Consider the following 25,973-nt stretch of genomic DNA (forward strand, 5'->3'; position numbering starts at 1 on the left):
TAAAGCTCCAGTTTGTTTTTGTCGGCTATCTATACGTTTTATTTCTCAATTACGATCGTTTACAAATAACTTATTGCGAACTATTATCATTTGCGTTAGCTTGTTTAATCAAAGCCAGAATAAAGGATGCATAATGACTAACGCCTATCAAGAGTACTTTAACTCTCAGGAAAAGCTAAAAATAGCGAGCTCACTGCTCAACCAAAAAGATTATCGCACTGCAACGACATTTCTTAGCCAGGCACGCGACTCAGCAAAACGGGCTTTTAATGAACCTGTACTGGTGGGTAATGCCATCCAAAGCTTTACAACCTGTTCTATTTTGTTAATTGCTACCCATATTCGCCGCCAGCAAAAGCTACAGGCCTATGAGCTTCAACAAGAGAGTGTTGAGCAACTGACGTCATGGCTTAATCAGGCTGAAACTCAGCCGCTAGAAGAGTTGTGTCGTTACTGCTATCAACTATTAATTACCGGTTGTCAGCATTCTCGTTGCCTGGGGCACTGTATGCAACAATTAGAGGAATCCGGTTATGCGCATGAACAAACCTGAACGCTTGCAACTTTCAATGAGTAAAGAGCAACTTAAAAAGCTACTGCTTGAGCAAAAGTTAGTGGCCAGTGATATTCGTTGCAGTGATTACTGCAGTCAGTGCGAGCTTAAACAGTTGATACTTGAATGCGCCAGAATAAACTGTTCCGGCTCTTTGCAGAACTTCGACGGTTAGAAGTCTTTCTTTCGAAGTGCTTTTTTCTGTCCCTGCTGCTTTTTAGTGGTTAGTCGTCTTTCTTTAGCCGAGCGGCTGGGTTTAGTCGGAATACGTTTTTTCTGAACCTGAGATGCACTGCGAATTAAATCAATTAGTTGCTCAAGTGCCAGCTCTCTATTACGTGCCTGACTGCGAGTTTCCTGAGACTTGATAATCACTTTTCCGCTTTGGGTAATGCGGTGGTCAGATTTTTTCAGTAATCGGCTTTTATAAAAGTCGGGAAGTGAAGAGGCCTGAATATCAAAAATGAGTTGAGCCGCAGTTGCTACTTTATTCACGTTTTGCCCACCCGCCCCACTGGAACGGATAAACTGCCATTCAATTTCGCTCTCTGCTAACTCAACTCGCTGCGATATCTGAATCATTTTTCTCTTTATTACCAAAAAAATTAAACGATTTTACCCACATCACTCAGCGGGCTGGATAAAGTTATCTATGCCTTCTTCTTTCAAAGCGTCGAGGGCTTCAGCAAGCGCATCATCTTCGTTCTCAAACGCATCTTCCCAAAGCGTTGAATTATTATTCTCATCAACAATTTCCAGAATCCAACCGCTGTCCTCGGTACGGTAAATATCTATCTCTACATTTTTACCGTCAGCACTGTATTGTTGGGTATGTTTGCTTTGAGTTACTTGCTGTTCTTCGTTCATAATAGAGTCTCTGTATACGTCCGTATGGTGGCAACAGTCTATCACTGTTCGGCTTACTCTGAGGGGATTTTTATAGGGCTTTTAGTACATCCCGCACAAAGTCATGCTCGTTAAATCCTTGTTCACCAGCAATGTCATAACCACGACGAACCACCACTAAATTCTTTGAAGGAATAACGACCAAAAACTGTCCCCTGTTTCCGCGGGCTGCAATAGTATCGTCAGGTAACTCTGGAAAGCGCTCGTTATAAAGCCACCACTGCGCACCGTAGCCCGGAGCATCTTCCGGTGGTTGAGCCGGTGCTGGCGTACTAATATAATCCAACCAGCCTTCCGGTAAAATTTGTTCTCCCTGCCATAGCCCTTCCTGCAAATGCAAAACCCCCAAACGAGCTAAATCACGAGATGTTGTCCACACCTGAGACGATAAAATGAAGTCTCCGCGCCAGTCGGTTTCGACAAAAGTATGCTGCATTCCTACTTTTTCCAGCAAAGCTTTATACGGGAATTGTAAGTACTCGTCAGTTGTATCAAAACGCTCATGCAGTGCTCTTAAAGCCAGCATAGTGTCGTTATTAGCGTACTTCCAACGACTGCCGGGAGCCACTTCAAGTGCCGTTTCTGTTGCCGTGTCACTTACAAGTCCACCACCCATATAAACCCGGTCGGTGCGATTGCCTGCGTTATTACTGTCTAAACCAGACGCCATGTGCAATAGATTTTCTAAGGTAATATGTCCTCGCGGGTCGAGCGGATGTGACCAGTTCGAAATACCAGCAGGAGCATCCAGCTCTATTTTATTTTGCTGAATAGCTGCACCAATAACGCTGGCACCAATGCTTTTTGCAACAGACCAGGTACGCTGCGCCGTCTCAGGGCTAAAACCTTCAAGATAACGCTCAGCAATAATTTCATCCGGCGTCACAATCAATACTGCCGAGGTACGCGAACCAGAGCCATACTTCTTGGTAAAGGCCTGTTTTAGTACGGATTCTAACTGAGCATTATCACTTCTTGCGTTAACCTCTGCTCGTTTCTCCCAGGGGGCTCCACTGTCCTTATCCGCAGCTTTATCCCCACGAAAAGGATCAGCAAGAAATTTAGCGTCATCAACGCTCGCTCCTACCGGCAGATCGACGCAGCCAAGTTTTGATCGCCAAACTGATATTCGCTCCCGCCGCCCCTCATCATAAGGTACCCTGACCCAGTTGTTTTCTTTATCAACTTCTGGCTCCATACTCTTTACGCGTTCAGCAATTAAAGAATAAATTCCACTCAGTTCATGCTCCCGAACTTGCGCCATAGACTTATTAGCGTTAAATACGGCACTACAGGTAAAACCCGCAGTATAACCAGCGGCGTAAGCATTTAAGGTTGTTTCAGTTTCTTCAGCCTGAGTGTACGCAGTTGCCAGCAACATGCTGGCCAGAGTTATTTTTAATGTCTTATTCATTTATCACATACCTGTTGGCTCTTTATCACAGTTCCTCAATGTAAGAGCATGATGCAAAAGAAGCAAACCGCCAGAGTCATCCGAATGTTAAAAATTATGGTATATTACTGCGCATTATTTTCTAGATCAGGACAACCCTATGGCAGCCTTTGGCACCGTATTTATGCCACAAATGACGATGGCAACTTTCGAGAATTCAGACTGGAGTAAACCTGAATTAGTCTCTTCTGACGCAATACAGTTACACCCCGGAGCCCATGTTCTGCATTACGCCAGTACTTGTTTTGAGGGGTTAAAGGCGTTTCGTCATGAAAATGGCTCTATCAATCTATTTCGTATGAACCGCAACATTGAGCGCATGCAGCAAAGCAGTCGTTTGCTTTCCTTACCGGCATTTGATGCCAGTTTGCTGCAGCAAATGATTACAGATGTTGTGAAGCACTTCAGCAACGAGGTTCCAAAACCACCGGGTTCAATGTACATACGCCCTACTCACGTTGGTACCGAAGCTGCGATCGGCAAGGCCGCCTCGCCAACCAGCTCCTCAATGCTTTATGTATTGTTATCGCCTGTCGGTGACTATTTTTCAGGCGGGGATAAAACCCTACGCTTGTTGCTCGAGGAAGACGGTTCACGTTGCGCGGCTCATATGGGTATGGTTAAAAGCGGCGGCAACTACGCCAGTGCGTTACAGCCCATTCTTCAGGCACGGGAATCCGTGAATGCGGATCAAGTTCTGTTCTGCCCTAATGGCGACGTACAGGAAACTGGAGCCGCCAACTTCTTGCTTATTGACGGCAACGAAATTATTACCAAAGCATTGGACACTAGCTTTCTACATGGCGTAACCCGAGACTCTATTCTCACTATTGCGCGAGATATGGGAATGACGGTGTCTGAACGAGAGCTTAGCGTAGATGAACTGCTGGAGCGCGCCTCAAAACCGGATAGCGAAGCGGCTTTATCCGGCACCGCAGCGGTACTTGCGCCAGTTGGTACATTAATTCATAACGGAAAAGAGTTTCCTGTCGGTAACGGGAACTCAGGTGCTACCACATTGAAATTACGTAAAGCACTGAATGATATTCAGTGGGGCAAAGCAGAAGATAAACACGGTTGGCTAACTAAAATCTAACCTTTAGGCGGCCTTACCACCCATTCAGGGTCTTCGAATTCACCTAAAGGTGTTATTTCACAAAATGGGGCAGCACTGCGAATAATATTAGCCACTTCGGAGTTATGTTGCCCTTCCATAGCGTCGCGTTTTTCTTTGCTATCCCACGACGCTATGGCTATTAACTTTTTGTCATCACCGATTTTGCGGTGTAACTCCGTACCTCGGGCTCCTGGCGCTTGCTGGATTATTTCACTGGCTTTTACCCAGGCTTCTGCATATTCCTCTGCCGTATGACCTTCTTTGATACGAACCTGGAAAATATACTTCATAGATCCTCTTCTAGCACTATTTCCGTTTATTCTCTGATTTAACCATTTTTAAGTAAAAGAAAATAGCGTAAAAAACACACATACCAATAACAATAGCTAAGCCTGTAAAAGAAAAAAAGATGACTGGATCTTTAAAAAACTCTTGCCATAAACTCATGGTTATTCCCCTGTTTGAATTCTTGATTTCAGTTTATTCAAACTTGACAGTGACGATATTGATCCCAATCAATAACAAGAATAACACTGATTTTTTTAGGGGCTTTTTAGTTTATTCCTATCGAATACCGAAAAATATTCATCTTTACAGTTTGTAAAGCAGTGTAAAAAAATTTGCGTATATCAGAATTTACGTCTTTCCTTAATAGGTACATTCAATAAAAACCGAGGGTATTATGAGTAATAATCAAGCAAAAGCAGAAGACGCAGTAAACAAGTCAGCAAATAAAGCTCACGACACCATCGATAAAGTGGCGGACGCAGCTAAACATGCCTCTGACAACCTGGGTGAAAAAGGACATAACCTTAAAGAAACTCAGGAAAAATGGCTTTCGACTGCAACTGATTACGTTAAAGATAACCCAATTAAATCTTTAGGTATTGCAGCCGCAAGTGGTTATTTATTAAGCAGGCTATTCAGTGACCGCTCATAATCAAACTGATACGAACGAAACGGAAAGCTTACTTAAGCAAGTTAAGGCACTGGAAAGCGAAGTTCGTGGTGTTGTAAAAGCTCAACTGCAGCTTGCGGGTATGGAAACCCGTAGAGCTGGTGAGAGTTTTGTACGTATGGTCGCTTTCGCTGTGCTGGCAGCTTGCTTAGCTTTTACGGCTTGGGCGGTTTTAGTTACGGCTGCTGTAATAGCGGTTGTAAACAGTAGTGTAATATCTTTGACAACAGCATTAATCATTGTTGCCGTCGCTCATCTGGCAGCGGCCTTTTATATTGTTAGATATATAAAACGAAGAAGTCGCGATCTGCTGTTTGCAGAAACCAGTAGCAGTCTCTAAGTGGAGGGCTTATGGCATCAAGCCTTGATTATCAAATAGCGCAAACGAAAAAAGACCTTCAGCTTCGTAAATTAGCTGTTAAGGTCCGTTCACAAGGCGTTATTTCAACAACTCATGACAAACTAGCTTCTCCCACGGCTCTTTGTGTTGCCGTAGGTGCAGGTTTTTTTATCGGAGAAATGTCGGATAGACCGAAAAAGCAGACAGAGTCTTCCGGCGAGAAAAAATCTGCCACAAATATAGTAATTAAAGTATTGAGGTTAATTGCTGGCGTTCAAAGTGCCAGCAGTTTTGCAAAACATCTGTAAAGATGACCGTAAACTCATACAGTTACAGCTATAGTGAGTGTGGTAATGATTTTTTAATAACAGGAGGTTACCCATGAAGAACTTTAAAATGGCACTACCAGCAAGTTTAATCGCAATTTCAATGCTGACTCTTTCGGGCTGCAGTGACGCTGAAACCGAAAAAGCGGAATCAAAAGCTGAAAAGACTATGCAGGAAACTGAAGATAAAGCTGAAAACGCGATGCAAGAGACTGAAGACAAAGCTCAGGAAGCCAAAAGCTACACTGAAGAAAAAGCTGAAGATGCTGGTGAGTATGTTGATGATGCTGTCATCACCACTAAAGTCAAAGCCGTTATCTTCGAAGACGATAACCTGAGCAGCATGGATATCAATGTTGAAACGAACAACGGAATTGTTCAATTGTCAGGTTTTGTTGAAAGCGATGCCGATATTGATACCGCAGAGAATCTGGCGGCTACAGTGAAAGGTGTTAAAGACATCGAAAACGATATTCAGGTTCGCGAAGAAGATTAATTATTTTTTAAATACTCCCTGATAAAAAGCGGCTTCTAAGCCGCTTTTTTTATACCCTTAAAGCTAGAACACAGAGTAAATTACTGATAACTTTACGGCATAACAAAAATAAGAATCGAAACTATGTCAAAAAATGCATTTAGCAACCACACCTTAACACCTGAAGACCTTCCGCAGGTTAGCGCTCAATACTTTACACCGCTGAGTAACACCTATATTAAGGTCAACCTAATGTGCCGCTTAGTTTTTTGGTTAATGGTCGTGAGTGCCTTATTAATTCTTTATTGTCAGCCTTGGGTTGCTCTTCCTAAGCTGCTCGAACTTTATTTGCCTCAGATACAATTAGCTGCCGGAGGGCTTGGCTTATTAAGTTCGGCTTATGGAATTTTAGCTGACAAAAACAAAGGATACGCAATACGTGAGCACGACTTTAGCTATCGTAGTGGAGTTATATTCCAGTCAGTAGTCAGTCAGCCCATTTTACGTATTCAGCACGTTGAATTAAAACATGGTCCTATTGACCGCCATTTTGGACTGTCCAGTTTAGAGATTTTTAGCGCCGGCGGTGCCATGCACACTTTCGCAATACCGGGATTACCAGAAGAAAAAGCTCGCGAAATCCGTTCCTACGTACTAACCCATAGCGACATCGCAGCCAATGACTAGTTACCAGGACCGATGGCTAAAACTATCACCCGTAGCGATTATTTATTTCGCTGTTCAGTTCATCAAAACCATTGGTAACAATTTATTTTATTTACTGCCGGCTATTTTTGTTGGCTACAATCAGTTTTCTGAAAATTCCTTGATAATACTATCGGGGCTTGGCGCTCTATTAGTCTTTGTTGCCATCTCCGCTTTGCTCAAATTTTATTTCTATCAATACCGGTTGAGCGAAGGTCGAGTTCAGATTCATTCCGGCGTGTTTCAGAAAACGCATATCGACCTTCCCTTCGAGCGCATACAGAATGTCCGTTTTGAACAACCCATTTTTTACCGCCCGACGAATCATGTCTGCATGCTTCTGGACACCGCGGGTTCCAATAAACTCGAAGCAAAAATTATTGCTTTACCCAAAAACGTAGCCGAGTCTCTAAAGCAAAAAATACTCGCTCATAAAACCGAAGATACTCATCCAGCAACAGACCACCAACCTCAACCTCATGAGGAACGCCTGCTAAATTCACGCTCCTTACGAGACTTAGTTATTCATGGCCTGGCCAGTAACCGTATCTGGATTGTACTGGGTGCGTTAGCGCCTTTCTTTAACTCGCTTTCAGAGCAGTTTATTAAAGCCATAGAAAGCTTCGGAGTGGATGTTGATGCGCTCATGGCCTCTTCACAATATGCATTCTGGCAGTACGTATTATTTTTCTTTTCTATCGCTTTTGTTGTTATTGCCCTAATGGCATTAATTTCTGTCTTAGGCTCTGTAATTACATTCTACGACTTTAAACTAACTCGCAGCGACGATCGTTATATTCGCCGCAACGGACTTTTTACCCGTCACGAAGTCGTTATGAAGCTGTCTCGACTGCAAATGATTGCTTTACAGCAAAATTGGCTTGATCGCATACTGCAAAGAGTTAACTTAAAATTCGAGCAGCTTAATGCCAACTTTGAGCGCCAGTCCGCAGGAACTTCAGGTGGAAAAATTATTGTGCCATCGGTTACTCTCGAAGAGGCACATAACTTGGCAACGGAAACCTGGCCCAATAATCAATTAAGCAGCATAAGCTATAATCCGGTCAGCAAGCGACTCGCTATTAGAAATACGCTCATCGCCTTTTGGCTGTTTGTTCCTCTTGCTTCCGCACTTGCTTATTTTGAAAAAACAGAGCTGGCAACAGCCTCAATTGCGGCTTTTGTTCTGTCTACCGCCTTTATCGTTCTAAGCTGGAAACGCCGCGGCTATGCAATTGACAGTAACTTCATTTATCTCAGAAAAGGCCTTATTGGAGTAAATTACCGCTGCTTCCCTATTCATAAAGTTCAACAGACAACGTTCTCGCAAAGCTGGTTTATGCGCCGCTTTCAGTTATGCTCAGTAAAGTTTGTCCTGGCTTCTGGTGGTCAGACTCTGCCTTTTATTAATGCTAGAATCGGTGAAGAACTCATAGACTCCTGCCTTTATCAGGTGGAAGCATTAAAAAAGTCCTGGATGTAATATGGAATTACCTTTCTCGCAAGCCTGTGAAAACAACAAAGACCCAATACTCGAGGTTCTTAAAACGGCGTTTTCAGACTGCACTCGTGTTTTAGAAGTAGGCAGTGGTACAGGCCAACATGCCGTGTACTTTGCCAGCCAACTGCCTAATATTCATTGGCAAGCCAGTGATCAAGCAGAGTACCTACCGGGAGTAACGGCCCGAATAAAGCAGGAAGGTGTAACTAACCAGCCATTACCGGTTGAATTTAATGTATTTGCAGACGCACCGGAAGGAACATTCAACGCTCTTTTCGCCGCCAATACCTGCCATATTATGCCGAAAGAAGGGGTTGAAAGGCTCTTCAAGCATTTGGGAAGCGAACTTAGTAGTGTGAAGCGTTTATGTATTTACGGACCTTTTAACGACAACGGTCATTTTACCAGCGACAGTAATCGTCGCTTTCACCAGTCGCTGCAGTCGCGTAACAGCGACATGGGGATACGTGATTGGCAATGGATTGCAGAGCTGGCCAATCAGCAAGGCTTTGAGCTGAAAAAGATACACGCTTTGCCTGCCAATAACCAGCTGCTGGAATTTAAACGTTAGCCCTTTATTGATAAGTGATAAGGGCTAACGAAAGCTAGGCCGTTATTTAGTATTGGGAACAATACGTAACTCTACCCGACGGTTTAACTGACGTCCGCTTTCGGTATCATTATCTGCAACAGGCATACTTTCTCCATAACCTTCGGTTGTTACCCTGCGGGAGTCCACGCCGTTACCCACTAAATTATTGCGTACGGCATTAGCACGATTTAACGACAGTTGCTGGTTGTATTCAGCAGAACCTGTGCTGTCGGTATGCCCTTCTATCAGCATGGTGGTTTTTTCATACTTTTTCAGTACTCGCGCAACATCATCCAGTACTGGGTTGAAGCTTTGAGAAATGTTTGCACTGCCGGTAGCAAACGTAATGTTACTAGGTAACTGCAAACGAAGATTATCGCCGTCACGTATCACCTTCACACCACTATCGGCCAGCTCTTCCCGAAATTCTTCTTCCTGCTTATCCATATAAGAACCAATGGCACCTCCGGCTAATGCCCCAACCGCAGCGCCCCAGACATACCGACTTTTATCATGATCGCCTGTACCTTTACCCAGCAAAGCGCCAGTGACAGCACCAATAGACGCGCCTTTCTGGGTGTTACTCATATTTTCACAACCCACAAGTGCTAACGAAGAGAACATCATAGTCAAAACTAACTTTTTCATACTCTAACTCCATAAAAACAATGAATGCCCAAAAAGCTAGCATGCTTTAGTATAGTCACTGTTGAGATTTGCGAATTTTTTACTTAACTTATTTTCTCTTAATGCCCAGCAGTGATACCTTATAAAAAGTAGTAACTCACATATGCGCTTCCATTTATATGACCATAACTGACCCTACAGAGGCTCGTAAGGCTTTAATAACGTTCTTGCGAGATAATGCGCCCGTAACAGTCATTACCGGCGCAGGCATAAGTACAGACTCAGGAATTCCCGACTATCGCGATAATGAAGGCGAATGGAAGCGCACACCTCCGGTTCAGCATCAGGATTACATGCACAGCGAAGCGGTACGAAAAAGATACTGGGCGCGGAGCTTATTTGGCTGGCCAGTGCTTTATCATGCGAAGCCTAACTCAGCGCATTATGCGATAGCAAAATTGCAGCAGCAAGGGCTTATTGGCTGTGTTATCACGCAGAATGTGGACGGCCTGCACCAAAAAGCCGGAGCCACACGTGTCATTAACTTACACGGATACGCCAACGACATGGTCTGCATGAGCTGTAGGGAAATAACCCCACGACTGGAGATGCATGAACGCAGCCTAAAATTGAATCCGGACTTTGCAGCCTTAGACGCAACCGCCGCACCGGACGGCGATGCTGACCTTGAAGCCGACTTTGAACAGTTTAAAGTCGCCGACTGCAGAAGCTGCGGGGGGATTCTAAAACCCGATGTCGTGTACTTTGGTGACAACGTGCCTCGCCCACGGGTTGAAGAAGCTCAAAAGGCTATAGAAGACAGCAACGCCCTGCTGGCTATTGGCACCTCGCTCATGGTCTTTTCCGGCTATCGCTTTGCCCGCCAGGCTCACCAAAGCAATCAACCTGTCGCCCTGTTAACTCTGGGGAAAACACGCGCCGATGACCTGGCAACTTTAAAACTGAACTGCTCTATCAAGGACGTACTGGCATGAACTACTGGCAGCTATTCTTTCCAGGCTGAGCGCCCGCGTGACAATAAACGGGCTCTCCAGGGGTGATTCAGAAAAACCTTAAATATTCGGCTTATACTCAAAACCTTCTTCAGCCTGAGAGTCGGAGAAGGTTTTTATTTTCTCTTTATGGTTCAGCATAGAGTTAACCAATGAATTTGGAAACACTTCAATACCGTTGTTAAAGTCTTCTACGTTCTGGTTAAAGATACGAATTGCCGCACCAATGTTTTCCTGCTGGTCGGTAATTTCTCTCATCAATTTCTGATAAGTTTCTGAAGCCTTCAGTTCCGGGTAGTTCTCGACAGTAACGTTAAGGCTTTTAAGCAGTTCACCAGTTCTGGCTTCCGCCTGCTCAAGTTTAGCCGTATCGACTTTGCCACTATCCAACCCCTGCAGAGCGCTACGCAGTTCGGTTACTTTAGTCAAAGTACCCTGCTCAAACTCTTTATAGTCTTTCACGACATCTTCTAAGTGCGGAATAATTTTATTTTTCTGGCGCTCTTGCGTAATAACGTTAGCCCATGCTCTCTCGACAGCGTTTGCGCGGCTAATAATGGCGTTATATATAGCAATAACGGCTATTACTAAAACAAGGGCTATGCCAATAGCTATCCATGTTCCTGTCATTGTTTTACTCCTAAAAGTTACTGTCCAGTTTGGTCATTACATAGTGGATAAAATCAAGCGATGCCTTTAACTTTGCAAATTCCTGCTCGCCTTCTAAGGCTTCAATAAAGGCTTCATAGTCGCATATCTTAGCGTCTTTAGTGGTGGCAATAAGGTCTTTGTCTGCGAACGAAAGACACAAATCAGCAGCGTCATTCACCTCGAAGTTCATTTGCGATAGTACCTCAGAGAACTCTTCAAAAGCGATAACCACGGTTGGCTTCATCGCTTTTGCAGCTTCCAATTCACTGGCAGCGACCACTTTAAACTCTTTGTTAAAACGGTTGGACGCTGGCTTATAAGTGGCTTTTCCTGCCCCCGGAAGGCCAAAACCTACAACAGCAACATTGCGTAACAAGCCGAAAGGCAAAATAAGCCCGTAGCGATCATAATGATCGTAGACTTTCTTTCTGCGTGTTCTTACCTCACCTTTGCTGTCCGTATAGGTTTCAGTGACAATCCGCTCATCAACATAGTGAAAGTGATAATACTGATACTGAAAGGAATATTCGCTGCCACTGTAGCTTCCATCATAAAGCGCACGAATTTCACGTTTGTAATTACCCCGATTAAAATCACTAAAGCGATGCTGGAACTCATTTGACGCCGCTCTGCTCTCAAATACAGCAGGCGACAAGTCATTATCCAGTAAACCATCGCGTTGCAGTAAAGCATGCGACGCCTTGGTCATAAGCCTGCCCGGGTAAAAAGCGGTAATTCCGGCAACCAAAGTTAAAACACTACCTACAGCCAGAATAATCCAGGTACTTTGCTGAAAACGTTGCCACTGAGACCAGTCCCAGTATGTTAATGCGGCGGTTGCCAACAGAAGAACAGTAAAGGCTATCCAGTAAGCTTTCATATTAAACTGGTAGCTTCCGGAAAAACCTTTCAAGTCATCAATTACCGCGTCGAGATTCTCTCTGGTACGGCTGTTAAGCGCTTGCGTTTCAGTGCGCTTTAGCAATTCAATAAGGGCTTTGTTATTTTTCTGATAGAACACGGCAATCAACATAGAAGTTAGTTAAAAATAGGTGGTCAGTTTAATGCTTCGGTCTTTTCGATACCAGTCAATATTTGTAAAACTCTTCCCATAACAAACTGATTTTATGACTCTAAATGGTGCTAAAAAACGAAATTAAGCCTAACTAAATGTGTTTTTATAATTTCTGGTAAGATGTTTAGCTCCTATGCAAACAAAGACGCCATTAAGAGGTAATTAATGAAAGCTGTCATACTCGATGCAGAAACCCTGGGCAAAGGTATTGATCTTTCCGCCATTGAAAAGTCCGTCGACGAGCTGATTTTATATGATTCAACAACGCCCGAGCAGGTTAATGAGCGGATTAACGATGCTGAAATTGTTATAACAAATAAAGTCGTCATTAATGAACAGGCTATTGAGTCCGCTGAGCAGTTAAAGCTAATTTGCGTGTTAGCCACCGGAATGAACAATATCGACTTAGCAGCAGCAAAGAAACTGAATATTCCGGTTAAAAATGTTGAAGCTTACGGTACAGAGAGCGTGGTTCAGCATACTTTGATGATGATGCTTTCGCTGGCGACTAAGCAACCGGTCATGCAAAAACGCGTTGCAGCCGGCGATTGGCAAAGCTCGTCCATGTTCTGCCTGTTAGACCCATCCATTATTCAACTGGCTGGCAAGAAGTTAGTTATTGTCGGCTCTGGTGAGCTCGGCCAGGAAGTGAAAACTCTGGCGGAAGCTTTAGGAATGCACGTTGAGTTCTCAGCACGCCCCGGAAAGAAAGATGACCCGCGACCAACGCTAAATGAGCTGCTACCTTCGGCAGACGTTATCTCTTTTCATTGTCCGTTAACGGATGACACCAAAAACTCACTTAACGCAGATAATCTCAAACTTTGTAAAAAAGACGCACTGATTATTAATAATGCCCGAGGTGGTGTTATCAATGAACAGGATGTTGTCGAGGCGCTACGAGCGGGAGAAATTGGTGGTGTTGCCGCTGATGTTCTGCCTCAGGAACCGCCTAAAGGTGGCAACCCCTTGTTGGATGCGATGAACGAGGGATTAAACCTGATTGTCACACCTCACAACGCCTGGACATCACCTGAAGCGCGGCAGCGCATTGTGGAGCTTACTGCCGAAAATATTCAGAGTATTCAGGGCAAGAACTAAAACTTGAGTTAACTTTCGAATATTAATGTGTTGGCAGCTATTTTCACGCTGCCAACACGTATTAATCAAGGTTAATAAGCTTTCGTTTAAGGAAATTCACTCAGTTCAAATTCGTCCTCAAAGCGTTGTTCTTTCAACCTGCCATCCTCGTAAACAGAGATTGAAAACGGCTGCCCTGATTCTGTATAAGACCAGCTTTTTCCATGTCGCCTGTCTCTTTTATACTTGCTGATATTGTATAACGCGCCTTCATCAGTGAAGTTCACAACAATACCGTCCAGGTAGCCGTCACTATCGAATGACTCAACGCCACGCAAGTAACCTTGTGGAGAATAAGTACGCCACTCCCCTACTTTAACGCCGTTTTCATAGCTTCCCCGGGATATTTCATAAGGCGCATAGCCAAGAGCAACTTGCCACTCTCCCTCGCGTTTACCCTCGACATACTCGCCTTCAACAACGAGTTCACCGTCGGCGTATTCCTGATAAGCCCCGTCTAGCAAGTCATCTTTATAGTGCTCGCGTAAACGCAAATCACCATTTTCACCATAGACTTCACGGACACCATCAAGCTTACCCTCTTGGTCGTAATGCTCGTTTATCTCACCGTAGCTGTCTTTTGAAACCCATTCACCAACTTTCTTCCCATGGTCGTATTCACCGGAGGTCGTAACCTTTCCGTCTTTATCGGTTATCGTATAGGGGCCATGCCGCTTACCTTCAACAAAACGGACTTTTTCCAGACCATTTCCATATCGAGAAATATAAAGGCCATGCAGATCGTAGCCTTTAAACTCACGGCGGTCTCGCACGTTTCCATCTTCATCATAACTTTCATTTAATCGCCAGCTATTATCAACAGCCTGACGGTTTAAGCGGGTCAGTTGCTCCGAATCGTTGTACCATTTTTTTACTTTAACTAAGCCGTGTTCGGCGGTTTCAACATGTTCGCTTGAACGAATTAACTGACCGTTTTCATCATAGCTACGGGATGTAAGCAGTTTTCCATCGTCGTTACGCTTTTCATATTGCCTTAATTCGCCGTTTTTGTGATACAGCTTAGTTTCGCCTACCCGTTTACGATTTTTATATTCTTGCGTTCGTTTAACCGAACCATCCTCATAATAGTCAGTTGACAAACCATTGAGCACACCATCTTCATAAAAGGATTCTTTAACCAAATTCCCTTCAAAGTCCCAACGTTTTCCTATTCCTTGCTCAACATCATCTTTATATTCAGCTTCATACTTAACCTGACCATTTTCATAATAATGACGCATCAAACCATTACGCTCGCCGTCCTTCATGGTTTTTTCGGTCAATAAGTAACCTGTCGACGCATAAGTTCTGTAAGGTCCATTGAGCTCACCATCTTTATAGGTCATCTCACGTTTTTTATGACCATTTTTGGAGTAAACGGTAGTTTCACCTTGCTGTTCACCATTAGTATCCCGCTGACCTTCCGATCTTAAAACACCAGATTCAAAGTAGGTTTTATACGGCCCAATCGCTATGGCCTCAGCAAAATTAAGGGAATCTGAGCCAGTTTCATAATAAGGCCCGCCATCAATGTAGTTGATAAAAAGACGAAAACCGTCGTCTGTCTTTTCTACTTTATCTAATAAATATTCGGCTTCACTTCTGTCATCTGTTGGCTGTAATTCATCATCCAGCCATTTAATTGACTTCTCAGCTTCAGCCACTGTTTCCGGCACTTCATTATTCTGACCATTTTGCTCGGCAGAAAATGCAAAGGCATTAGACACAATTAAACTGGAAGCGATAGCAAAAAGTACTTTACTGAAAGTCATTAATTGGCCTCCTGTAAAGATTCAAAATCAGGCATAGGGGGCAGTTGGTGAGTCCATTCTTTTGTTACCGGGTCACCTTTAGCAATAAGTTGCTCAACTTTGTCTACTCGCCCACCAATACGTAAAAAACCATCGTTGGACACAAAGTCACTAAACTCTGAATTTAAGTAGTCGACAGAATAGCCCCCATCGTTCTGTGGCAGGACTGCTAACGCTTTTCCTTTGGCATTCAGAAAACGATACTTTCTTAAGAACTCACTCATAGCGACTTCAGCCTGCTGTTCGTCCCAGTCTTCGCCCAGCAGAGATTCAACCGGAATCATCCAGCTTTTTTCACCTAAAGCGATATCGACTGACTGCCATTCCGGCTGCCCGTCACAACGAAGTTCTAAGACAACTTCAGTATCGTAAAAGAAACGCTGTACACCGTCGTCTGTCATTAATTGATAGACCACTTTTTTCGGCATTTTTAAATGCGAAACAACATTACGTCTATTGGGATCAGCATTTTCTCTCATGACCAGCTTATGTTTGTTTCCCTCACTTTTGCCCTCGGTATCCAGCTCACAAACACCCGCCTGTTCAGGGCTTAGAGTTAAGTACAGCTGAGGGCGGTCAAAACTGGTAGGCTCTAACTCACCCAATGTCGATGTAGAAAACTCAAGATCCCGATCATTAACTGAGACCGCCATCTCATCCGATTTGAACAAAGGAACGGTATCAACCGGGGCAATCGAGGTATCACTTCTAAGCGTTTCTTCATCATAAAAAACAATTTTCTTCTCAGAAGTTTTATTATCTGTAACACGGTTAAATTTAAGCTCAATTGTCTCAGGCAATTCATCCTCAAACGCTATTCTCAGAGTTACCGCATAGTCTCCTCGTTTGGCAATAGCTAACGCGCGGCTCTCTGCACTAGATACCCAGTCAGGTGCCGATGCATCTGTGTCGTAATTTAAAACCGCCCGGCTAACCCCATTTACCTGGCTATCGAAATAAGCGTCATTAGTGGCCGTTAATTTCAGTTCAAACTCTTTGTCCTTTTTGGTGGGAACCAAAATCGCTTTGGCGCCATGCATTTCTATGCTCGAGCCATCTTTATCTATTGGAAACTCAACAATTTCATAGCTTGTTTCATAGCGTTCCAGAGTCGCTTCTATTGATGTCATTTGCTCAAGATCATCAACGACATCAGTCCAGCCCAAAGGGAGTAAATGCATTAACGTTTCTGATTTTTCGTTACTACTGTCTGTATATGTAAAAACCCCATTTTCATGAAGCTTAATATCAAGAGCGTTCCCCTCACTATCTTTAGCTATAAAGTCTTTCGCTTTTATCGACATAGAGCCCATACTTTCAAAACTTACCCCGGGATGGCTATATGTCAAAGAAATATGACCACCGTAAAAATCCATTTTTCCTGAATCATTAGCTAATACTTCTGCATCGGTCGCTTTGTTGTTTGAGTTAAGTTCGCTAAAGTCCGTATTATCAATGGTAAAAGGCTCGTCATAACCCAAATGCTCCAGGTTCTGACCATACAGCCAGTCTTCCGGGTAAATTGACGTCACCATTCGCATTGAGCCATTAGATACCGCAGCTTCTTCAGGAAGCGGCATATCCATAATCATAGTTAAACGCTGAGTCCAGCCAGTGTCACGTTCCAGCACAACATAACCGAACACTTTTGCCTCATTATTTTCACCAGTCGCTGATAAAGTCACCGTACTATCGGTAAAGTCTTCTACTTGAAAGGTAATTTCCGGTAATGGTTTTTTTAGCTCTATGGTCTGAGTTGCGCCTTTTTCAACTTTTAAGTCATTAATAAAACCCGGACGTCCGAACTCGTCGTTTAATATTTCTTGTAAAGGATCCAACCCTTGCTTACGAAGATCTTCCGGCTCTTCATGAATGATGAAGTCCACCATTGCGCTACTGTCTTTATCGATATCAACAGTGAACCCGGCATCCATCATTTTCCGAATGCTATCACCAGAGCTTCCACGACCATCATCTTCAAAGCTCGTAAAATCTCCTTGCGGAAACTCCATTCGCATATACTGAGGTTTCATTCTTATGCTGTAGACATCGGATTTATCGGACACTTCATAGTCCAGTAACATCATAGTTTTGAGTCTTTCTGAACGGTTGCCGTAATGCTTACTCTCAACTTTGATGTTGGTATCCGAGTACATTTGATACCGTCGCTGCTCACCGTCATCGGGGTTAAACGATAAGGTCGTTGGAGGGCCACTTTCAGAACAAGCTACAACGAGAAGAGCTGAAAAAGCCACGAATGATAGACGCCCTAACATAAGCTTCCTTAAAATTTATAAACGAATATGAATAAAGTCATATAATAAGCAGTATTAAATCCTGGCTCAATACAGACTGCCAGTCTTAACAGATCCTTTACACTGATAATTCAATTAAGTACTTAATATGACCAGTCGCCCTGTTCTTCCACCAGAACATCTTCATTATTTTGAATAATTTGAAGTAAACCTGATTCCAAGACTTTATAAGTCGTATTCCCGTTTTTGAATTGATACCCCTGAAAACTGCAAGGAGTCACTCCATCAGCACAAAGTGAATGAAGAGTTTTGCCGTTAAGCTCTATGCGATTGCCTGATATTTTCGACACGCCGACATAACTCACGTTATCGCATGTAACAGAACCCTCCTGACAGTGGCGTTCAATTTCAACAATATAGTGTTCTGTTGTCAGCGTATCTCCGAATGCTGCACCAGATAATATGAATGCACTTAATAATATAAATTTCTTCATCTACTTTTCCCTGCCGACATTACTCAGAAAATAATACCCGACTAAACCAATTAATAAGCCCCAGAATGAGCTATTAATACCTAAGAAATTGACCCCAGATGCTGTAACAATAAAAGCCATAACCGAAGCCAGCAAAGTCTCTTCATGACTAAACGCCTGCCGGAAGTTAACGGCAAGCACTGGTAGTAAAGCTAAGCCAGCCAGAGCCGATGTCGCTTCGGTTGGTAAAGCCAGAAACAGCCCAACAATTAATGAGCCAGCAAGCCCGGCAATAATATAGAAAACGCCCGCTGCTATGGCCGCTTTGTAACGCTGATTGCGATCAGTATCGGCATCTGTGGTTTGACAAATTGCGGCTGTAATTGCGGCCAGATTTATTGCGAAAACCCCTAGCGGAGCCATAATGACACCGAATAATCCTGTCACCCGTAACAGCGGAGACAGCGACACCGCATAGCCGTTACTGCGCAACATCATAATACCCGGCAGATTCTGAGACACCATAGTCACAACATACAAAGGAATGCCAACCCCAACCAGTAAAGAGAAGTTGAATTCAGGCCATACCCAGACCCAGTCGGGAGCGGAGACTATCAACTGGCTTGTATCGAATTGCTTTGTCAGCACCGGCAAGCCCACTGCAGCCAGCAACACCCAGAAAAAAACCAGCTTGGGTGTAAGCTTCCGCATCACAAAATAAACAATGACTAAAGTTGCAGTAATTAAAGGCTGATTATCAAAGGCTGGAACTAAAGCAAGAACAAACTTAAGTAAAATGCCGGCCAATATGGCAGCCGCTATTTCGACAGGAATGTATTTTAAAAGTCGGTCAGAGATACCGCTTAGGCCGCTAAGTAAAATTAAACCCGATGAAAAAATAAAAATGCCAACCGCTTCAGCGACTGAAACACCGGCAAGTGCAATAATGAGTAGTGCAACACCCGGTGTGGACCATGCAGTCAATATCGGGGCTTTATATCGCCACGACAGAATAATGCTGCTTAGCCCCATAGCTAAACCTAAAGCCAGCAACCAGGAACTCTGCAACGCCACCGAGCCATTGAGGCTTTTTACGGCTTCGAGAATTAAAACAACCGCACTGCTGTAACCAACAAAAACAGCTGTCGCCCCAGCCATAATATGAGAAATAGAAAACCTCATGGCACTTCCTTGTGGTCTGTTTATATCGCTTCGTTTCTTTTGCGTATTTTAATTTTATTAATTGAAGCCACTAATACAAAGCTCAGTAGCATCAATAAAAACCAGGAGCTTAACTTGGCCAGCGGCACCATTTGCCACTCGCTGGCCTGGTTCGGATAAATCCAAATATTGGCATAAGTGGCAATATTTTCAGCAAACCAGATAAATAGCGCAACAAGAAACCATCCCAGTAAAAGAGGCATACTGCGATGCGTTCTATTAATTTTGTAATAAATAGCTGTCCGGTAAAACAGGAAAAAAGTAAAGGCTAATAAAACCCAACGCATATCCCAAATATAGTGATGACTGAAAAAGTTGATATAAACCAGGGTCACTAAAACCAAAGTGAGGCTCTTGGGTGGATAATAAGAATATTCAAATTCGAAGATGCGCCAGACCCGGGCAATATAGCTGCCAACGGCACTATACATAAACCCTGTAAATAGAGGCACGTTGGCAATACCAAACACATAGTCTTCAGGATAAACCCAGGCACCTATTGCGTCTGAGGTTTTAAACAGCTCCATAACCGTAGCTACTACATGGAACACCAGAATGACAACGCATTCGCGCAGAGTCTCAAGCCTGAAGATTAAAAGAAGAATTTGAAAGCCGATAGCGGCCAGGAAAATGAAGTCGTAACGATGTAATGCTTCCAGCGGATACCAGAACTTGGTTATCAGCATGAGTGCCAGTAAAAAACCACCGAAAACACAGGCGTAAGCTTGTTTTACACCAAATAACCACAGCTCCTTTGCAAACGTCTTGATGTCCATATCTTCAATCCAGAGAATTCAGAACAGGTAAGGCACTGCATAATAGTGCCTTACCTGCTGGCAATTTAGAAGCTAATGGTAACACCAAACCAGAAGTTTCTGGCTTTATCTTTCACATTGTAATCATCCGTGAAAACAACTTCGCTAACGGCACCACGTCCGGTGACATACTCAAACTCACCATCACCGTTAAGGTCCGTATAAGTTGTTGAGTAGGTCGTAAAGTCACGATCAAATAAGTTATTGATGCGCAGGTTCAAATCTACCGACTCCGTTAATTTATAATTAGCGCCTAAGTTAAACAAGCTGTAGTTCTCAAAGTACAGTTGTTGTTCGGTAACACTGTCATAACCACGGTAGCGATCGGAACGGAACTCACCCTGCAAATAGATAGCCAGGTTATCTGAAGCGCTCCAGTTCAACCATAAATTGGCCATGTGCTCAGCTGTATTCGTTAAAGGCTGACCAATCTGGCTACCGCTTTTCTGCTCGCTGTCGGTCCATGTATAGTTACCGCGTAGTGACCAGGCTTCACTTATTGCGTAACGCGCCGCCACTTCAACGCCCTGAACATCAACTTCGTCAATGTTGATACTTTGTGCCCATGAGTCATAACCCAACTGCTCATACTCACCCAAGTTAACGCAAGGACGTACGTTATCGGTTGCTTCACAGCTTAAAACTGTATCGCCGCGGGCAATTTTGTCCTCAAAGCGTGTATTAAAGTAGGTGATGTTAAAGTTATGGTCACCGTTGTCTGAATTCCAGTAAAGTGCAATTTCAGAGTTTACGCTGGTTTCAGGCTGTAGCTCCGGGTTGCCGGCAAAAGGCATGGTTCCCTGTCCACCAAACCCAACGATGCCATCATACAAGTCGGTAGTTTTTGGCGTCTTATAACCGGTGCTAACGCCCCCTTTCAGCGTCCATGCAGAACTCAGGTTATAAACCGCATAAAGGCGCGGCGATACCTGACTTCCGAAAACATCGTGTTTGTCGTAACGAACACCGCCGGTCAGGGTGAAATCGGCAATCGGCATCCAGTTATCTTCCACAAACAGGGAGTACATTTTCTGCTCTTGAATGGCGCCAGCACTACCTTCCTCTAAACCAAATACACCGTCTTCCAGTTCACCATCAATAAGCTGACCACCAATAACAAAGTTATGATGTCCGGCAAAACCTGAAACAGGAATGTCCAGTCGTGCATCGACGGTATACTGACTACTGTCTAATTGACGAGCGGGTCGCGGTAAGAAAGTTTCTTCTGCAATTGAGCGTCGCTCATCTTCGCCCAAGCCAGCATACTCACCGGTGCCATCGTACATTTCCTGCAGCAATAAACGCTCATCCACGCTTAACGGCAAAGTTCTGCCATTATTTTGTGTGTCTACATAAGATAAAGAAATCATGCTGGTACCAAACGACCAGTCTGCGTCATGTGCTATTGACCACCAGCTGCGATCAAAAGTCTGATCAGCCGCGTAGCCTGCACGAGGGTTTACATTTCCTCCACGCGCCTGCCAAAGAGCCTCAATACTGTCTTTTGTGCCCAGAGGGTAGGTAATGGTGTCGTTTTCTACATCATAAGAAGGCGTGTTGTCGTAAGACTGATGTGAGTCATCGTAATCGAACTTTATATGATGGTTCTTTGCTGGCGTGTATGACAGTGAAAATCCGTAATGCTCGTCTTTGTTGTCAACAGTACGCCCGCCACTGCCAAAACCCAGCTGACGAACATGTACCGTGCCATTTGGGTCAACTGCTGGCTCAAATTCTGGCGAAGACGCTTGCTGATCATACAAGCTTCCACGTACTCCCAGACTTAAAACATTTTTAATTAACGGCCCTGTGGCACTGAAGTCCGTTGTAAAATCATCACCAAAGTTATCGTTAGTTTGCAGACTACGCCCGAAGGTTACAGCACCTGACCAGTCCTCCGTGTGTTTTTTAGTAATGACGTTAATGACACCACCAAGCGCATCGGCGCCATATAAGGTGGACGCCGGACCACGGATAACTTCAATCCGGTCAATGGTTTCCAGTGGCGGAATATGGTTAAAGGCATTACCACCGAAGTTATTCGGATAAATATCACCATGATTGTTTTGTCGTATACCGTCCACCAGAATTAAGGTGTAGTCGCCGGTTAAACCGCGCATGCTGATACTGCCCTGGCCGGTTTTGTCACGGCTGGTTCCTATATCGATACCTTCCTGATACTTCACCGCATCGAGCAGCGAAGTGAAAGAACGCGAGCGGATTTCTTCACTTGAGATAACAGAAATACTTGCAGGTGCCTCGGTAATTTTCTGCTCAAATCCAGCGGCTGTTACGACAATACGCTCAATATCGTCAGGAACCGTGTATTCGTCTGCCAAGGCACTACTTCCTAGAGCCGATGCAATAAGTATTGCCAGTGAACTGGGTACAAGTTTGTCCATTTCTGTTTATCCTTAATTTAATGAGTTAAGCGGTTGCGTATGCTACCCATGCTGTTTACAAATGTAAATACAAATAACAATAATTCGTATTAGCAAAAATAAAAGCGAGCTAAATTGCCATTTTTTTCGTAGAAGAAGAACCTGTATTTAAAGTATCTGGAGTGTAGTTTTGACGAATTTGGCTTTTGACGTTTATGGCACGCTTATCGACGCACAAGGTGTGGTTTCAACATTAAGTTCATACCTTGGCACAGACAAAGCAGAGAGTTTTTCCAGTCGTTGGCGTGATAAGCAATTAGAATATTCGTTTCGTCGCGGACTTATGCGGCAATATCAGGACTTTGCAATTTGCACTAAGGAAGCGCTGGAGTTTACCAACAACGAATACGGCTCGCCTTTAAATGAAGAGCAAAAAGAAGACTTGCTCGATACCTATACGCGTCTGCCCGCATTTGATGATGCCAAGGCGGCGCTTAGCAAGTTGAGCTTATCGGGCATGGGTTGCTTTGCTTTTTCCAATGGCAGCCAGGAGGCCATTTCCGGGTTGCTGGAGAAAGCCGAATTAAGCAGCTATTTTAATGAGGTTATAAGCTGTAAAGACATTAAAAGCTTCAAGCCTGACCCGGAAGTCTATCAACATTTTCTTGATAAAACGGGCGGTCAGGCTGAGAACACCTGGCTTATTTCCAGTAACAGTTTTGACATTATCGGGGCTAATGCCGCTGGTTGGAAAACCGCCTGGGTAAAACGAACAAAAGAGGCTCAGTTTGACCCATGGGGAATCGAGCCTACCATTACCGTAAGCTCGCTTTCGCAGCTGATTGAAAATATAAAGTAAGGTTTAAAACTCGTACGACAGTCCAAAGCGAACGGTTCTTGGCTCCATTACATGATAATGCAAGTCTTCCACACCGGTTGCCGGCTCGCCCGGCAACCGCGATGCGTAAAAGTAGTCTATGTCATGATCATTGCTGTCAAACACATTAAGAACCTGTAGGTTCACCGCCCAAGCGTTCCATTTCTTGCCAACCATGAAGTTTACAACCGTCGAGCTATCGGAACGCTCTGAGTTGTCTTCAACCAACGGACGCTCTCCCAAGTAGCGTAGACGAACCGTTGAAAACCAGTTGTCATCAAAGCGTTTTGTCACGCCCAGTTGAAGAATGTCTTCCATAGCACCAGGTATTTCCTGTTCAAGCACATTGCTGTCATCAAACTCAGCATCGGTATAAGCGTATTCAAGATCAAAACTTAGCTGGTCACTGTAATTGTAATAGGCAGCCAATTCGATGCCCTGCCGTTTTGATGGACGGCTGGCCTCTGTATTACCAGCGTCTCCCACAAACAATAACTCGCTGTCCTGTTCTAATGACCACAGTGCCAGTGAACTGTTAAATTTGGCATTAGGCCGCCAGCGCACACCAACTTCGTAACCAAAGGTTCTGACCAACGGATCAACTGAATCAACGGCGTCGCCATTATTCGGGTCAACACTTGTCACCGTGCCTCTTGCATCATTGGAATGAAAGCCCTGCCCGGCTGACAGATACAACTCCGCGTCGTCAGTTAATAAATAGTTGGCACTTCCTTTAAAAGACCAGAGGTCATCCGAAGTTTCACCGTTGTTCGGAGCAAGTGCCACGTTATAGATATTAGTATCAACTAAGGAGTTAACGTCAAAATCAAAGTAGTCATAGCGCAATGACACATTCGTTCGTAGTCTGCTAGTCCACTGATAGTCGTAGCTGGCATAAACGCCGGTGCTCCATTCGTTAACCTCATCGCTTCTTACCGTACCCAGTCGTTCTCGTTGTTGCGACTTGTGCAGGCCGACTTCGCCAATGTCGTCGTAGCGGGTTGAGAAGCCCAGAGTCAGGTTGTCATCCGGATGCCAACTACCCGATGCACCGTAAATTTTTCTGTCATCAACTTGCTCAAACTGGTCGCCCAGCACAGGATCATCAAGGTAATACGTAAAGTTTGAGAATAACGACAACTCGTAGTCGATAACATAGGCGGTTAGCGCATAATCGGCCGTTGTGTAAATGGCATTGACGCTGTAGCGATGAGTTTTGCCGCCTAGAGTGTCATCAATAGAACCCAGCTCATCAATAATGCCCTGACTTACCGCCCGGGAAGGAATTTGGTCAGCACTGTTCCACTCATTCTCGTAACCCATAGCTCCAAAGGTGAGAACACCCTCAGAAGTACGGATGCTGTGACGTACTACCGCATTGATTTTATCAACGTCCTCGTCAATATCCGTCCAGGGGCCATCATAAGTCTGATACTCAAGCCCATATAATGTCGTATTAGTACTGTTCTGAGAAACGCTGTCAGCCAGCAAAACCCGCTGATAAGCGTCTTCACCCAGGCTCACTTTTGCAAGGCCTTTTTTCCGGTTCATTTGGGTACTGAAACCCACGCTACCGGCACTGGAAAAGTCGCCCACATCACCGTGATAAGAACCTTTCTGATAGGTCACCTGTTCAATCAGCTCAGGAATAAGAAAGTTAATATCGGTATAGCCGTGACCGTGTCCATGAGTTGGCATATTAACTGGCATACCATCAATATAAGTGGCGAAATCAGTGCCGTGGTCGAGGTTGAAGCCACGTAAAAAGTACTGGTTCGCTTTGCCGCTGCCACTGTGCTGAGTTGCACTCATTCCCGGAATCAGTTCCATTAACTCGCCGGTGCGCAACATAGGCCGAATTTCTATTTCAGGTTGCCCTAGAACACCTTCAGAAGCCGACATGGCCTGCCCCAGCAAATTCGCCTGATGCCCAGAAATTAATATTCGTTCAATACCATCGTGCGCAGCTACCTGCGCGGAGTTAAACAAAGCACCTGAAACAACCACAGAAAGAAACGCGAGCTTGAAAGTCTTCATTGACAGAGTTATCCCTTCTCAAAATTTTTCGCAGTTTACCTTACGGAAAGCACTCCCGGTGAAAATTTGAGAGCAAAAGGCTGAATCTGGCGACAAAGTTAAAAACTGGACCCCGGCTGTTTAAGGAACGCTTCCTCTTCAGAGGTGGATTCACGACCTAATATGGCATTTCGGTGCGGGTAACGACCAAAACGATCAATAATTTCTTTATGCCTCACTTCGAACTGATAGTTGTTTTCTAGGCCTGGTTGGTCGAAAAGCTCAATAGCCTGCTTGTGAATCAACTTCGACTCACTGTGCATATAGGGCATGTATAAAAAAGATTTCTCATGAGATTCTAACGATTCGTCTGCACACTGAGCTACAGCTTCCTGCGCCAGCACCAAAGCTATAGCGTCCTGTGCAAAGGCTTTCAGCGTATCCCGATAGATATTGCGCGAAAATTGATCGAGTACAATAATCTCGGCTAAACGGCCTTTTTCAGTCCCGCGCCAATGCCAAAGCTCACCTTTTTCAGCAGCTTCCAGGGTGTCAGAAAACCGCTTCTTAATAGATTTATCCAGCTCGTCACTTTTGACGAACCATTGCTTTGGCGTCAGTTCATTGAACCAGAATTCGATAACTTCGTTCGCTTTAGCAACCATATAAAGTCTCCAAAAATTAAATTAAAC

General features: G+C 44.2%; 29 protein-coding genes. 13 read left to right on the forward strand and 16 right to left on the reverse strand.

What is annotated here, in order from left to right; translation table 11 throughout:
* Window positions 1-133: 133 nt before the first annotated feature.
* Both ACN0TF_RS04390 and ACN0TF_RS04395 read left to right on the forward strand, forming a co-directional pair.
* Window positions 134-553, forward strand: coding sequence for a hypothetical protein (locus ACN0TF_RS04390; RefSeq protein WP_417440914.1), 420 nt, complete (start codon window positions 134-136; stop codon window positions 551-553).
* Window positions 534-728 (forward strand): hypothetical protein, encoded by a 195-nt coding sequence (locus ACN0TF_RS04395; protein WP_011234794.1) that lies wholly within the window; start codon window positions 534-536, stop codon window positions 726-728. Before ACN0TF_RS04390 ends, ACN0TF_RS04395 begins: the two co-directional genes overlap by 20 nt.
* Here ACN0TF_RS04395 and arfB read toward each other — a convergent pair.
* The 3 genes from arfB to ACN0TF_RS04410 all read right to left on the reverse strand — a co-directional run bounded on the left by arfB (window position 725) and on the right by ACN0TF_RS04410 (window position 2,873).
* On the reverse strand, window positions 725-1,135 hold the full coding sequence (gene arfB / locus ACN0TF_RS04400) for an alternative ribosome rescue aminoacyl-tRNA hydrolase ArfB (protein ID WP_417440915.1): 411 nt from the start codon (window positions 1,133-1,135) through the stop codon (window positions 725-727). The two genes, ACN0TF_RS04395 and arfB, sit on opposite strands and share 4 nt — an antisense overlap.
* 42 nt (window positions 1,136-1,177) lie before the next feature.
* Window positions 1,178-1,420, reverse strand: a complete 243-nt coding sequence (locus ACN0TF_RS04405; protein WP_034821363.1) for a hypothetical protein — start codon at window positions 1,418-1,420, stop codon at window positions 1,178-1,180.
* Window positions 1,421-1,490: 70 nt separating this feature from the next.
* Window positions 1,491-2,873 (reverse strand): serine hydrolase domain-containing protein, encoded by a 1,383-nt coding sequence (locus ACN0TF_RS04410; RefSeq protein WP_417440916.1) that lies wholly within the window; start codon window positions 2,871-2,873, stop codon window positions 1,491-1,493.
* Between the two features lie 139 nt (window positions 2,874-3,012).
* Between ACN0TF_RS04410 and ACN0TF_RS04415 the strand changes: the two genes are divergently transcribed.
* On the forward strand, window positions 3,013-4,008 hold the full coding sequence (locus ACN0TF_RS04415; protein WP_417440917.1) for a branched-chain amino acid aminotransferase: 996 nt from the start codon (window positions 3,013-3,015) through the stop codon (window positions 4,006-4,008).
* Here the strand turns inward: ACN0TF_RS04415 and ACN0TF_RS04420 are convergent.
* Window positions 4,005-4,319, reverse strand: coding sequence for an antibiotic biosynthesis monooxygenase family protein (locus ACN0TF_RS04420; RefSeq protein WP_417440918.1), 315 nt, complete (start codon window positions 4,317-4,319; stop codon window positions 4,005-4,007). The genes ACN0TF_RS04415 and ACN0TF_RS04420 overlap by 4 nt on opposite strands.
* Before the next feature lie 16 nt (window positions 4,320-4,335).
* Window positions 4,336-4,476 carry a DUF3149 domain-containing protein gene (locus ACN0TF_RS04425; RefSeq protein ID WP_081423223.1) on the reverse strand — a complete coding sequence of 47 codons (141 nt, stop codon included), beginning with the start codon at window positions 4,474-4,476 and terminating at the stop codon, window positions 4,336-4,338.
* Window positions 4,477-4,711: 235 nt separating this feature from the next.
* Between ACN0TF_RS04425 and ACN0TF_RS04430 the strand changes: the two genes are divergently transcribed.
* From ACN0TF_RS04430 to ACN0TF_RS04460, 7 genes are all read left to right on the forward strand, one after another.
* Window positions 4,712-4,969 carry a DUF883 family protein gene (locus tag ACN0TF_RS04430; RefSeq protein ID WP_011234800.1) on the forward strand — a complete coding sequence of 86 codons (258 nt, stop codon included), beginning with the start codon at window positions 4,712-4,714 and terminating at the stop codon, window positions 4,967-4,969.
* Window positions 4,956-5,327, forward strand: coding sequence for a phage holin family protein (locus ACN0TF_RS04435; protein ID WP_417440919.1), 372 nt, complete (start codon window positions 4,956-4,958; stop codon window positions 5,325-5,327). Before ACN0TF_RS04430 ends, ACN0TF_RS04435 begins: the two co-directional genes overlap by 14 nt.
* An 11-nt stretch (window positions 5,328-5,338) precedes the next feature.
* Window positions 5,339-5,635 (forward strand): hypothetical protein, encoded by a 297-nt coding sequence (locus ACN0TF_RS04440; RefSeq protein WP_417440920.1) that lies wholly within the window; start codon window positions 5,339-5,341, stop codon window positions 5,633-5,635.
* Between the two features lie 73 nt (window positions 5,636-5,708).
* Window positions 5,709-6,149 (forward strand): BON domain-containing protein, encoded by a 441-nt coding sequence (locus tag ACN0TF_RS04445; protein ID WP_417440921.1) that lies wholly within the window; start codon window positions 5,709-5,711, stop codon window positions 6,147-6,149.
* 123 nt (window positions 6,150-6,272) lie between these two features.
* Window positions 6,273-6,815 carry a PH domain-containing protein gene (locus ACN0TF_RS04450; protein ID WP_417440922.1) on the forward strand — a complete coding sequence of 181 codons (543 nt, stop codon included), beginning with the start codon at window positions 6,273-6,275 and terminating at the stop codon, window positions 6,813-6,815.
* The gene (locus tag ACN0TF_RS04455) at window positions 6,808-8,316 is read left to right on the forward strand and encodes a PH domain-containing protein (protein ID WP_417440923.1); all 1,509 of its coding nucleotides are present in this window, start codon (window positions 6,808-6,810) and stop codon (window positions 8,314-8,316) included. The genes ACN0TF_RS04450 and ACN0TF_RS04455 overlap by 8 nt, the downstream gene beginning before the upstream one ends.
* Before the next feature lies 1 nt (window position 8,317).
* Window positions 8,318-8,905, forward strand: a complete 588-nt coding sequence (locus tag ACN0TF_RS04460) for a DUF938 domain-containing protein (protein ID WP_417440924.1) — start codon at window positions 8,318-8,320, stop codon at window positions 8,903-8,905.
* Between the two features lie 42 nt (window positions 8,906-8,947).
* On the opposite strand, the gene ACN0TF_RS04465 is transcribed toward ACN0TF_RS04460, so the two are convergent.
* The gene (locus tag ACN0TF_RS04465) at window positions 8,948-9,574 is read right to left on the reverse strand and encodes an OmpA family protein (RefSeq protein WP_273025122.1); all 627 of its coding nucleotides are present in this window, start codon (window positions 9,572-9,574) and stop codon (window positions 8,948-8,950) included.
* A gap of 158 nt (window positions 9,575-9,732) precedes the next feature.
* On the opposite strand from ACN0TF_RS04465, the gene ACN0TF_RS04470 reads away from it, so the two are divergent.
* The gene (locus ACN0TF_RS04470; RefSeq protein ID WP_417440925.1) at window positions 9,733-10,548 is read left to right on the forward strand and encodes an NAD-dependent protein deacetylase; all 816 of its coding nucleotides are present in this window, start codon (window positions 9,733-9,735) and stop codon (window positions 10,546-10,548) included.
* Between the two features lie 78 nt (window positions 10,549-10,626).
* Here ACN0TF_RS04470 and ACN0TF_RS04475 read toward each other — a convergent pair whose 3' ends face one another.
* Together ACN0TF_RS04475 and ACN0TF_RS04480 are read right to left on the reverse strand one after the other, a co-directional pair.
* On the reverse strand, window positions 10,627-11,196 hold the full coding sequence (locus ACN0TF_RS04475) for a LemA family protein (RefSeq protein WP_011234809.1): 570 nt from the start codon (window positions 11,194-11,196) through the stop codon (window positions 10,627-10,629).
* Between the two features lie 10 nt (window positions 11,197-11,206).
* Window positions 11,207-12,250 (reverse strand): hypothetical protein, encoded by a 1,044-nt coding sequence (locus ACN0TF_RS04480; RefSeq protein WP_417440926.1) that lies wholly within the window; start codon window positions 12,248-12,250, stop codon window positions 11,207-11,209.
* A 207-nt stretch (window positions 12,251-12,457) separates the two neighbouring features.
* Between ACN0TF_RS04480 and ACN0TF_RS04485 the strand changes: the two genes are divergently transcribed.
* Window positions 12,458-13,393: a D-2-hydroxyacid dehydrogenase gene (locus tag ACN0TF_RS04485; RefSeq protein ID WP_417440927.1), complete on the forward strand. Its 936-nt coding sequence runs from the start codon at window positions 12,458-12,460 to the stop codon at window positions 13,391-13,393.
* An 86-nt stretch (window positions 13,394-13,479) separates the two neighbouring features.
* Here ACN0TF_RS04485 and ACN0TF_RS04490 read toward each other — a convergent pair whose 3' ends face one another.
* The 6 genes from ACN0TF_RS04490 to ACN0TF_RS04515 form a co-directional block, all read right to left on the reverse strand.
* A complete protein-coding gene (locus ACN0TF_RS04490) occupies window positions 13,480-15,204 on the reverse strand; it encodes a toxin-antitoxin system YwqK family antitoxin (protein WP_417440928.1) in 1,725 nt (574 codons plus the stop codon).
* Complete coding sequence (locus tag ACN0TF_RS04495; protein ID WP_417440929.1) at window positions 15,204-17,498, reverse strand: hypothetical protein; 2,295 nt, start codon at window positions 17,496-17,498, stop codon at window positions 15,204-15,206. The genes ACN0TF_RS04490 and ACN0TF_RS04495 overlap by 1 nt, the downstream gene beginning before the upstream one ends.
* Before the next feature lie 143 nt (window positions 17,499-17,641).
* Window positions 17,642-17,992 carry a hypothetical protein gene (locus tag ACN0TF_RS04500; protein ID WP_417440930.1) on the reverse strand — a complete coding sequence of 117 codons (351 nt, stop codon included), beginning with the start codon at window positions 17,990-17,992 and terminating at the stop codon, window positions 17,642-17,644.
* Window positions 17,993-19,153, reverse strand: a complete 1,161-nt coding sequence (locus ACN0TF_RS04505) for a benzoate/H(+) symporter BenE family transporter (protein WP_417440931.1) — start codon at window positions 19,151-19,153, stop codon at window positions 17,993-17,995. It abuts the gene before it with no gap.
* 20 nt (window positions 19,154-19,173) lie between these two features.
* The gene (locus ACN0TF_RS04510; protein WP_417440932.1) at window positions 19,174-19,968 is read right to left on the reverse strand and encodes a DUF817 domain-containing protein; all 795 of its coding nucleotides are present in this window, start codon (window positions 19,966-19,968) and stop codon (window positions 19,174-19,176) included.
* A gap of 65 nt (window positions 19,969-20,033) precedes the next feature.
* Window positions 20,034-22,409, reverse strand: a complete 2,376-nt coding sequence (locus ACN0TF_RS04515; RefSeq protein WP_417440933.1) for a TonB-dependent receptor domain-containing protein — start codon at window positions 22,407-22,409, stop codon at window positions 20,034-20,036.
* 169 nt (window positions 22,410-22,578) lie between these two features.
* On the opposite strand from ACN0TF_RS04515, the gene ACN0TF_RS04520 reads away from it, so the two are divergent.
* The gene (locus ACN0TF_RS04520; protein WP_417440934.1) at window positions 22,579-23,247 is read left to right on the forward strand and encodes a haloacid dehalogenase type II; all 669 of its coding nucleotides are present in this window, start codon (window positions 22,579-22,581) and stop codon (window positions 23,245-23,247) included.
* A gap of 3 nt (window positions 23,248-23,250) precedes the next feature.
* Here the strand turns inward: ACN0TF_RS04520 and ACN0TF_RS04525 are convergent, their stop codons facing one another.
* Together ACN0TF_RS04525 and ACN0TF_RS04530 are read right to left on the reverse strand one after the other, a co-directional pair.
* On the reverse strand, window positions 23,251-25,302 hold the full coding sequence (locus ACN0TF_RS04525) for a TonB-dependent receptor (RefSeq protein ID WP_417440935.1): 2,052 nt from the start codon (window positions 25,300-25,302) through the stop codon (window positions 23,251-23,253).
* 98 nt (window positions 25,303-25,400) lie between these two features.
* Window positions 25,401-25,946, reverse strand: a complete 546-nt coding sequence (locus tag ACN0TF_RS04530; protein ID WP_417440936.1) for a DUF924 family protein — start codon at window positions 25,944-25,946, stop codon at window positions 25,401-25,403.
* Window positions 25,947-25,973: the final 27 nt, after the last annotated feature.

This window comes from Idiomarina sp. (assembly GCF_048265525.1).
Lineage (GTDB): Bacteria > Pseudomonadota > Gammaproteobacteria > Enterobacterales > Alteromonadaceae > Idiomarina.

What these genes read in the sequence shown, in the direction of transcription:
- ACN0TF_RS04390 (WP_417440914.1), top strand. Translation starts at nt 134, where the DNA reads ATGACTAACGCCTATCAAGAGTACTTTAACTCTCAGGAAAAGCTAAAA.
- ACN0TF_RS04395 (WP_011234794.1), top strand. Translation starts at nt 534, where the DNA reads ATGCGCATGAACAAACCTGAACGCTTGCAACTTTCAATGAGTAAAGAG.
- arfB (WP_417440915.1), bottom strand. Translation starts at nt 1,135, where the DNA reads ATGATTCAGATATCGCAGCGAGTTGAGTTAGCAGAGAGCGAAATTGAA.
- ACN0TF_RS04405 (WP_034821363.1), bottom strand. Translation starts at nt 1,420, where the DNA reads ATGAACGAAGAACAGCAAGTAACTCAAAGCAAACATACCCAACAATAC.
- ACN0TF_RS04410 (WP_417440916.1), bottom strand. Translation starts at nt 2,873, where the DNA reads ATGAATAAGACATTAAAAATAACTCTGGCCAGCATGTTGCTGGCAACT.
- ACN0TF_RS04415 (WP_417440917.1), top strand. Translation starts at nt 3,013, where the DNA reads ATGGCAGCCTTTGGCACCGTATTTATGCCACAAATGACGATGGCAACT.
- ACN0TF_RS04420 (WP_417440918.1), bottom strand. Translation starts at nt 4,319, where the DNA reads ATGAAGTATATTTTCCAGGTTCGTATCAAAGAAGGTCATACGGCAGAG.
- ACN0TF_RS04425 (WP_081423223.1), bottom strand. Translation starts at nt 4,476, where the DNA reads ATGAGTTTATGGCAAGAGTTTTTTAAAGATCCAGTCATCTTTTTTTCT.
- ACN0TF_RS04430 (WP_011234800.1), top strand. Translation starts at nt 4,712, where the DNA reads ATGAGTAATAATCAAGCAAAAGCAGAAGACGCAGTAAACAAGTCAGCA.
- ACN0TF_RS04440 (WP_417440920.1), top strand. Translation starts at nt 5,339, where the DNA reads ATGGCATCAAGCCTTGATTATCAAATAGCGCAAACGAAAAAAGACCTT.
- ACN0TF_RS04445 (WP_417440921.1), top strand. Translation starts at nt 5,709, where the DNA reads ATGAAGAACTTTAAAATGGCACTACCAGCAAGTTTAATCGCAATTTCA.
- ACN0TF_RS04450 (WP_417440922.1), top strand. Translation starts at nt 6,273, where the DNA reads ATGTCAAAAAATGCATTTAGCAACCACACCTTAACACCTGAAGACCTT.
- ACN0TF_RS04455 (WP_417440923.1), top strand. Translation starts at nt 6,808, where the DNA reads ATGACTAGTTACCAGGACCGATGGCTAAAACTATCACCCGTAGCGATT.
- ACN0TF_RS04460 (WP_417440924.1), top strand. Translation starts at nt 8,318, where the DNA reads ATGGAATTACCTTTCTCGCAAGCCTGTGAAAACAACAAAGACCCAATA.
- ACN0TF_RS04465 (WP_273025122.1), bottom strand. Translation starts at nt 9,574, where the DNA reads ATGAAAAAGTTAGTTTTGACTATGATGTTCTCTTCGTTAGCACTTGTG.
- ACN0TF_RS04470 (WP_417440925.1), top strand. Translation starts at nt 9,733, where the DNA reads ATGACCATAACTGACCCTACAGAGGCTCGTAAGGCTTTAATAACGTTC.
- ACN0TF_RS04475 (WP_011234809.1), bottom strand. Translation starts at nt 11,196, where the DNA reads ATGACAGGAACATGGATAGCTATTGGCATAGCCCTTGTTTTAGTAATA.
- ACN0TF_RS04480 (WP_417440926.1), bottom strand. Translation starts at nt 12,250, where the DNA reads ATGTTGATTGCCGTGTTCTATCAGAAAAATAACAAAGCCCTTATTGAA.
- ACN0TF_RS04485 (WP_417440927.1), top strand. Translation starts at nt 12,458, where the DNA reads ATGAAAGCTGTCATACTCGATGCAGAAACCCTGGGCAAAGGTATTGAT.
- ACN0TF_RS04490 (WP_417440928.1), bottom strand. Translation starts at nt 15,204, where the DNA reads ATGACTTTCAGTAAAGTACTTTTTGCTATCGCTTCCAGTTTAATTGTG.
- ACN0TF_RS04500 (WP_417440930.1), bottom strand. Translation starts at nt 17,992, where the DNA reads ATGAAGAAATTTATATTATTAAGTGCATTCATATTATCTGGTGCAGCA.
- ACN0TF_RS04505 (WP_417440931.1), bottom strand. Translation starts at nt 19,153, where the DNA reads ATGAGGTTTTCTATTTCTCATATTATGGCTGGGGCGACAGCTGTTTTT.
- ACN0TF_RS04510 (WP_417440932.1), bottom strand. Translation starts at nt 19,968, where the DNA reads ATGGACATCAAGACGTTTGCAAAGGAGCTGTGGTTATTTGGTGTAAAA.
- ACN0TF_RS04515 (WP_417440933.1), bottom strand. Translation starts at nt 22,409, where the DNA reads ATGGACAAACTTGTACCCAGTTCACTGGCAATACTTATTGCATCGGCT.
- ACN0TF_RS04525 (WP_417440935.1), bottom strand. Translation starts at nt 25,302, where the DNA reads ATGAAGACTTTCAAGCTCGCGTTTCTTTCTGTGGTTGTTTCAGGTGCT.
- ACN0TF_RS04530 (WP_417440936.1), bottom strand. Translation starts at nt 25,946, where the DNA reads ATGGTTGCTAAAGCGAACGAAGTTATCGAATTCTGGTTCAATGAACTG.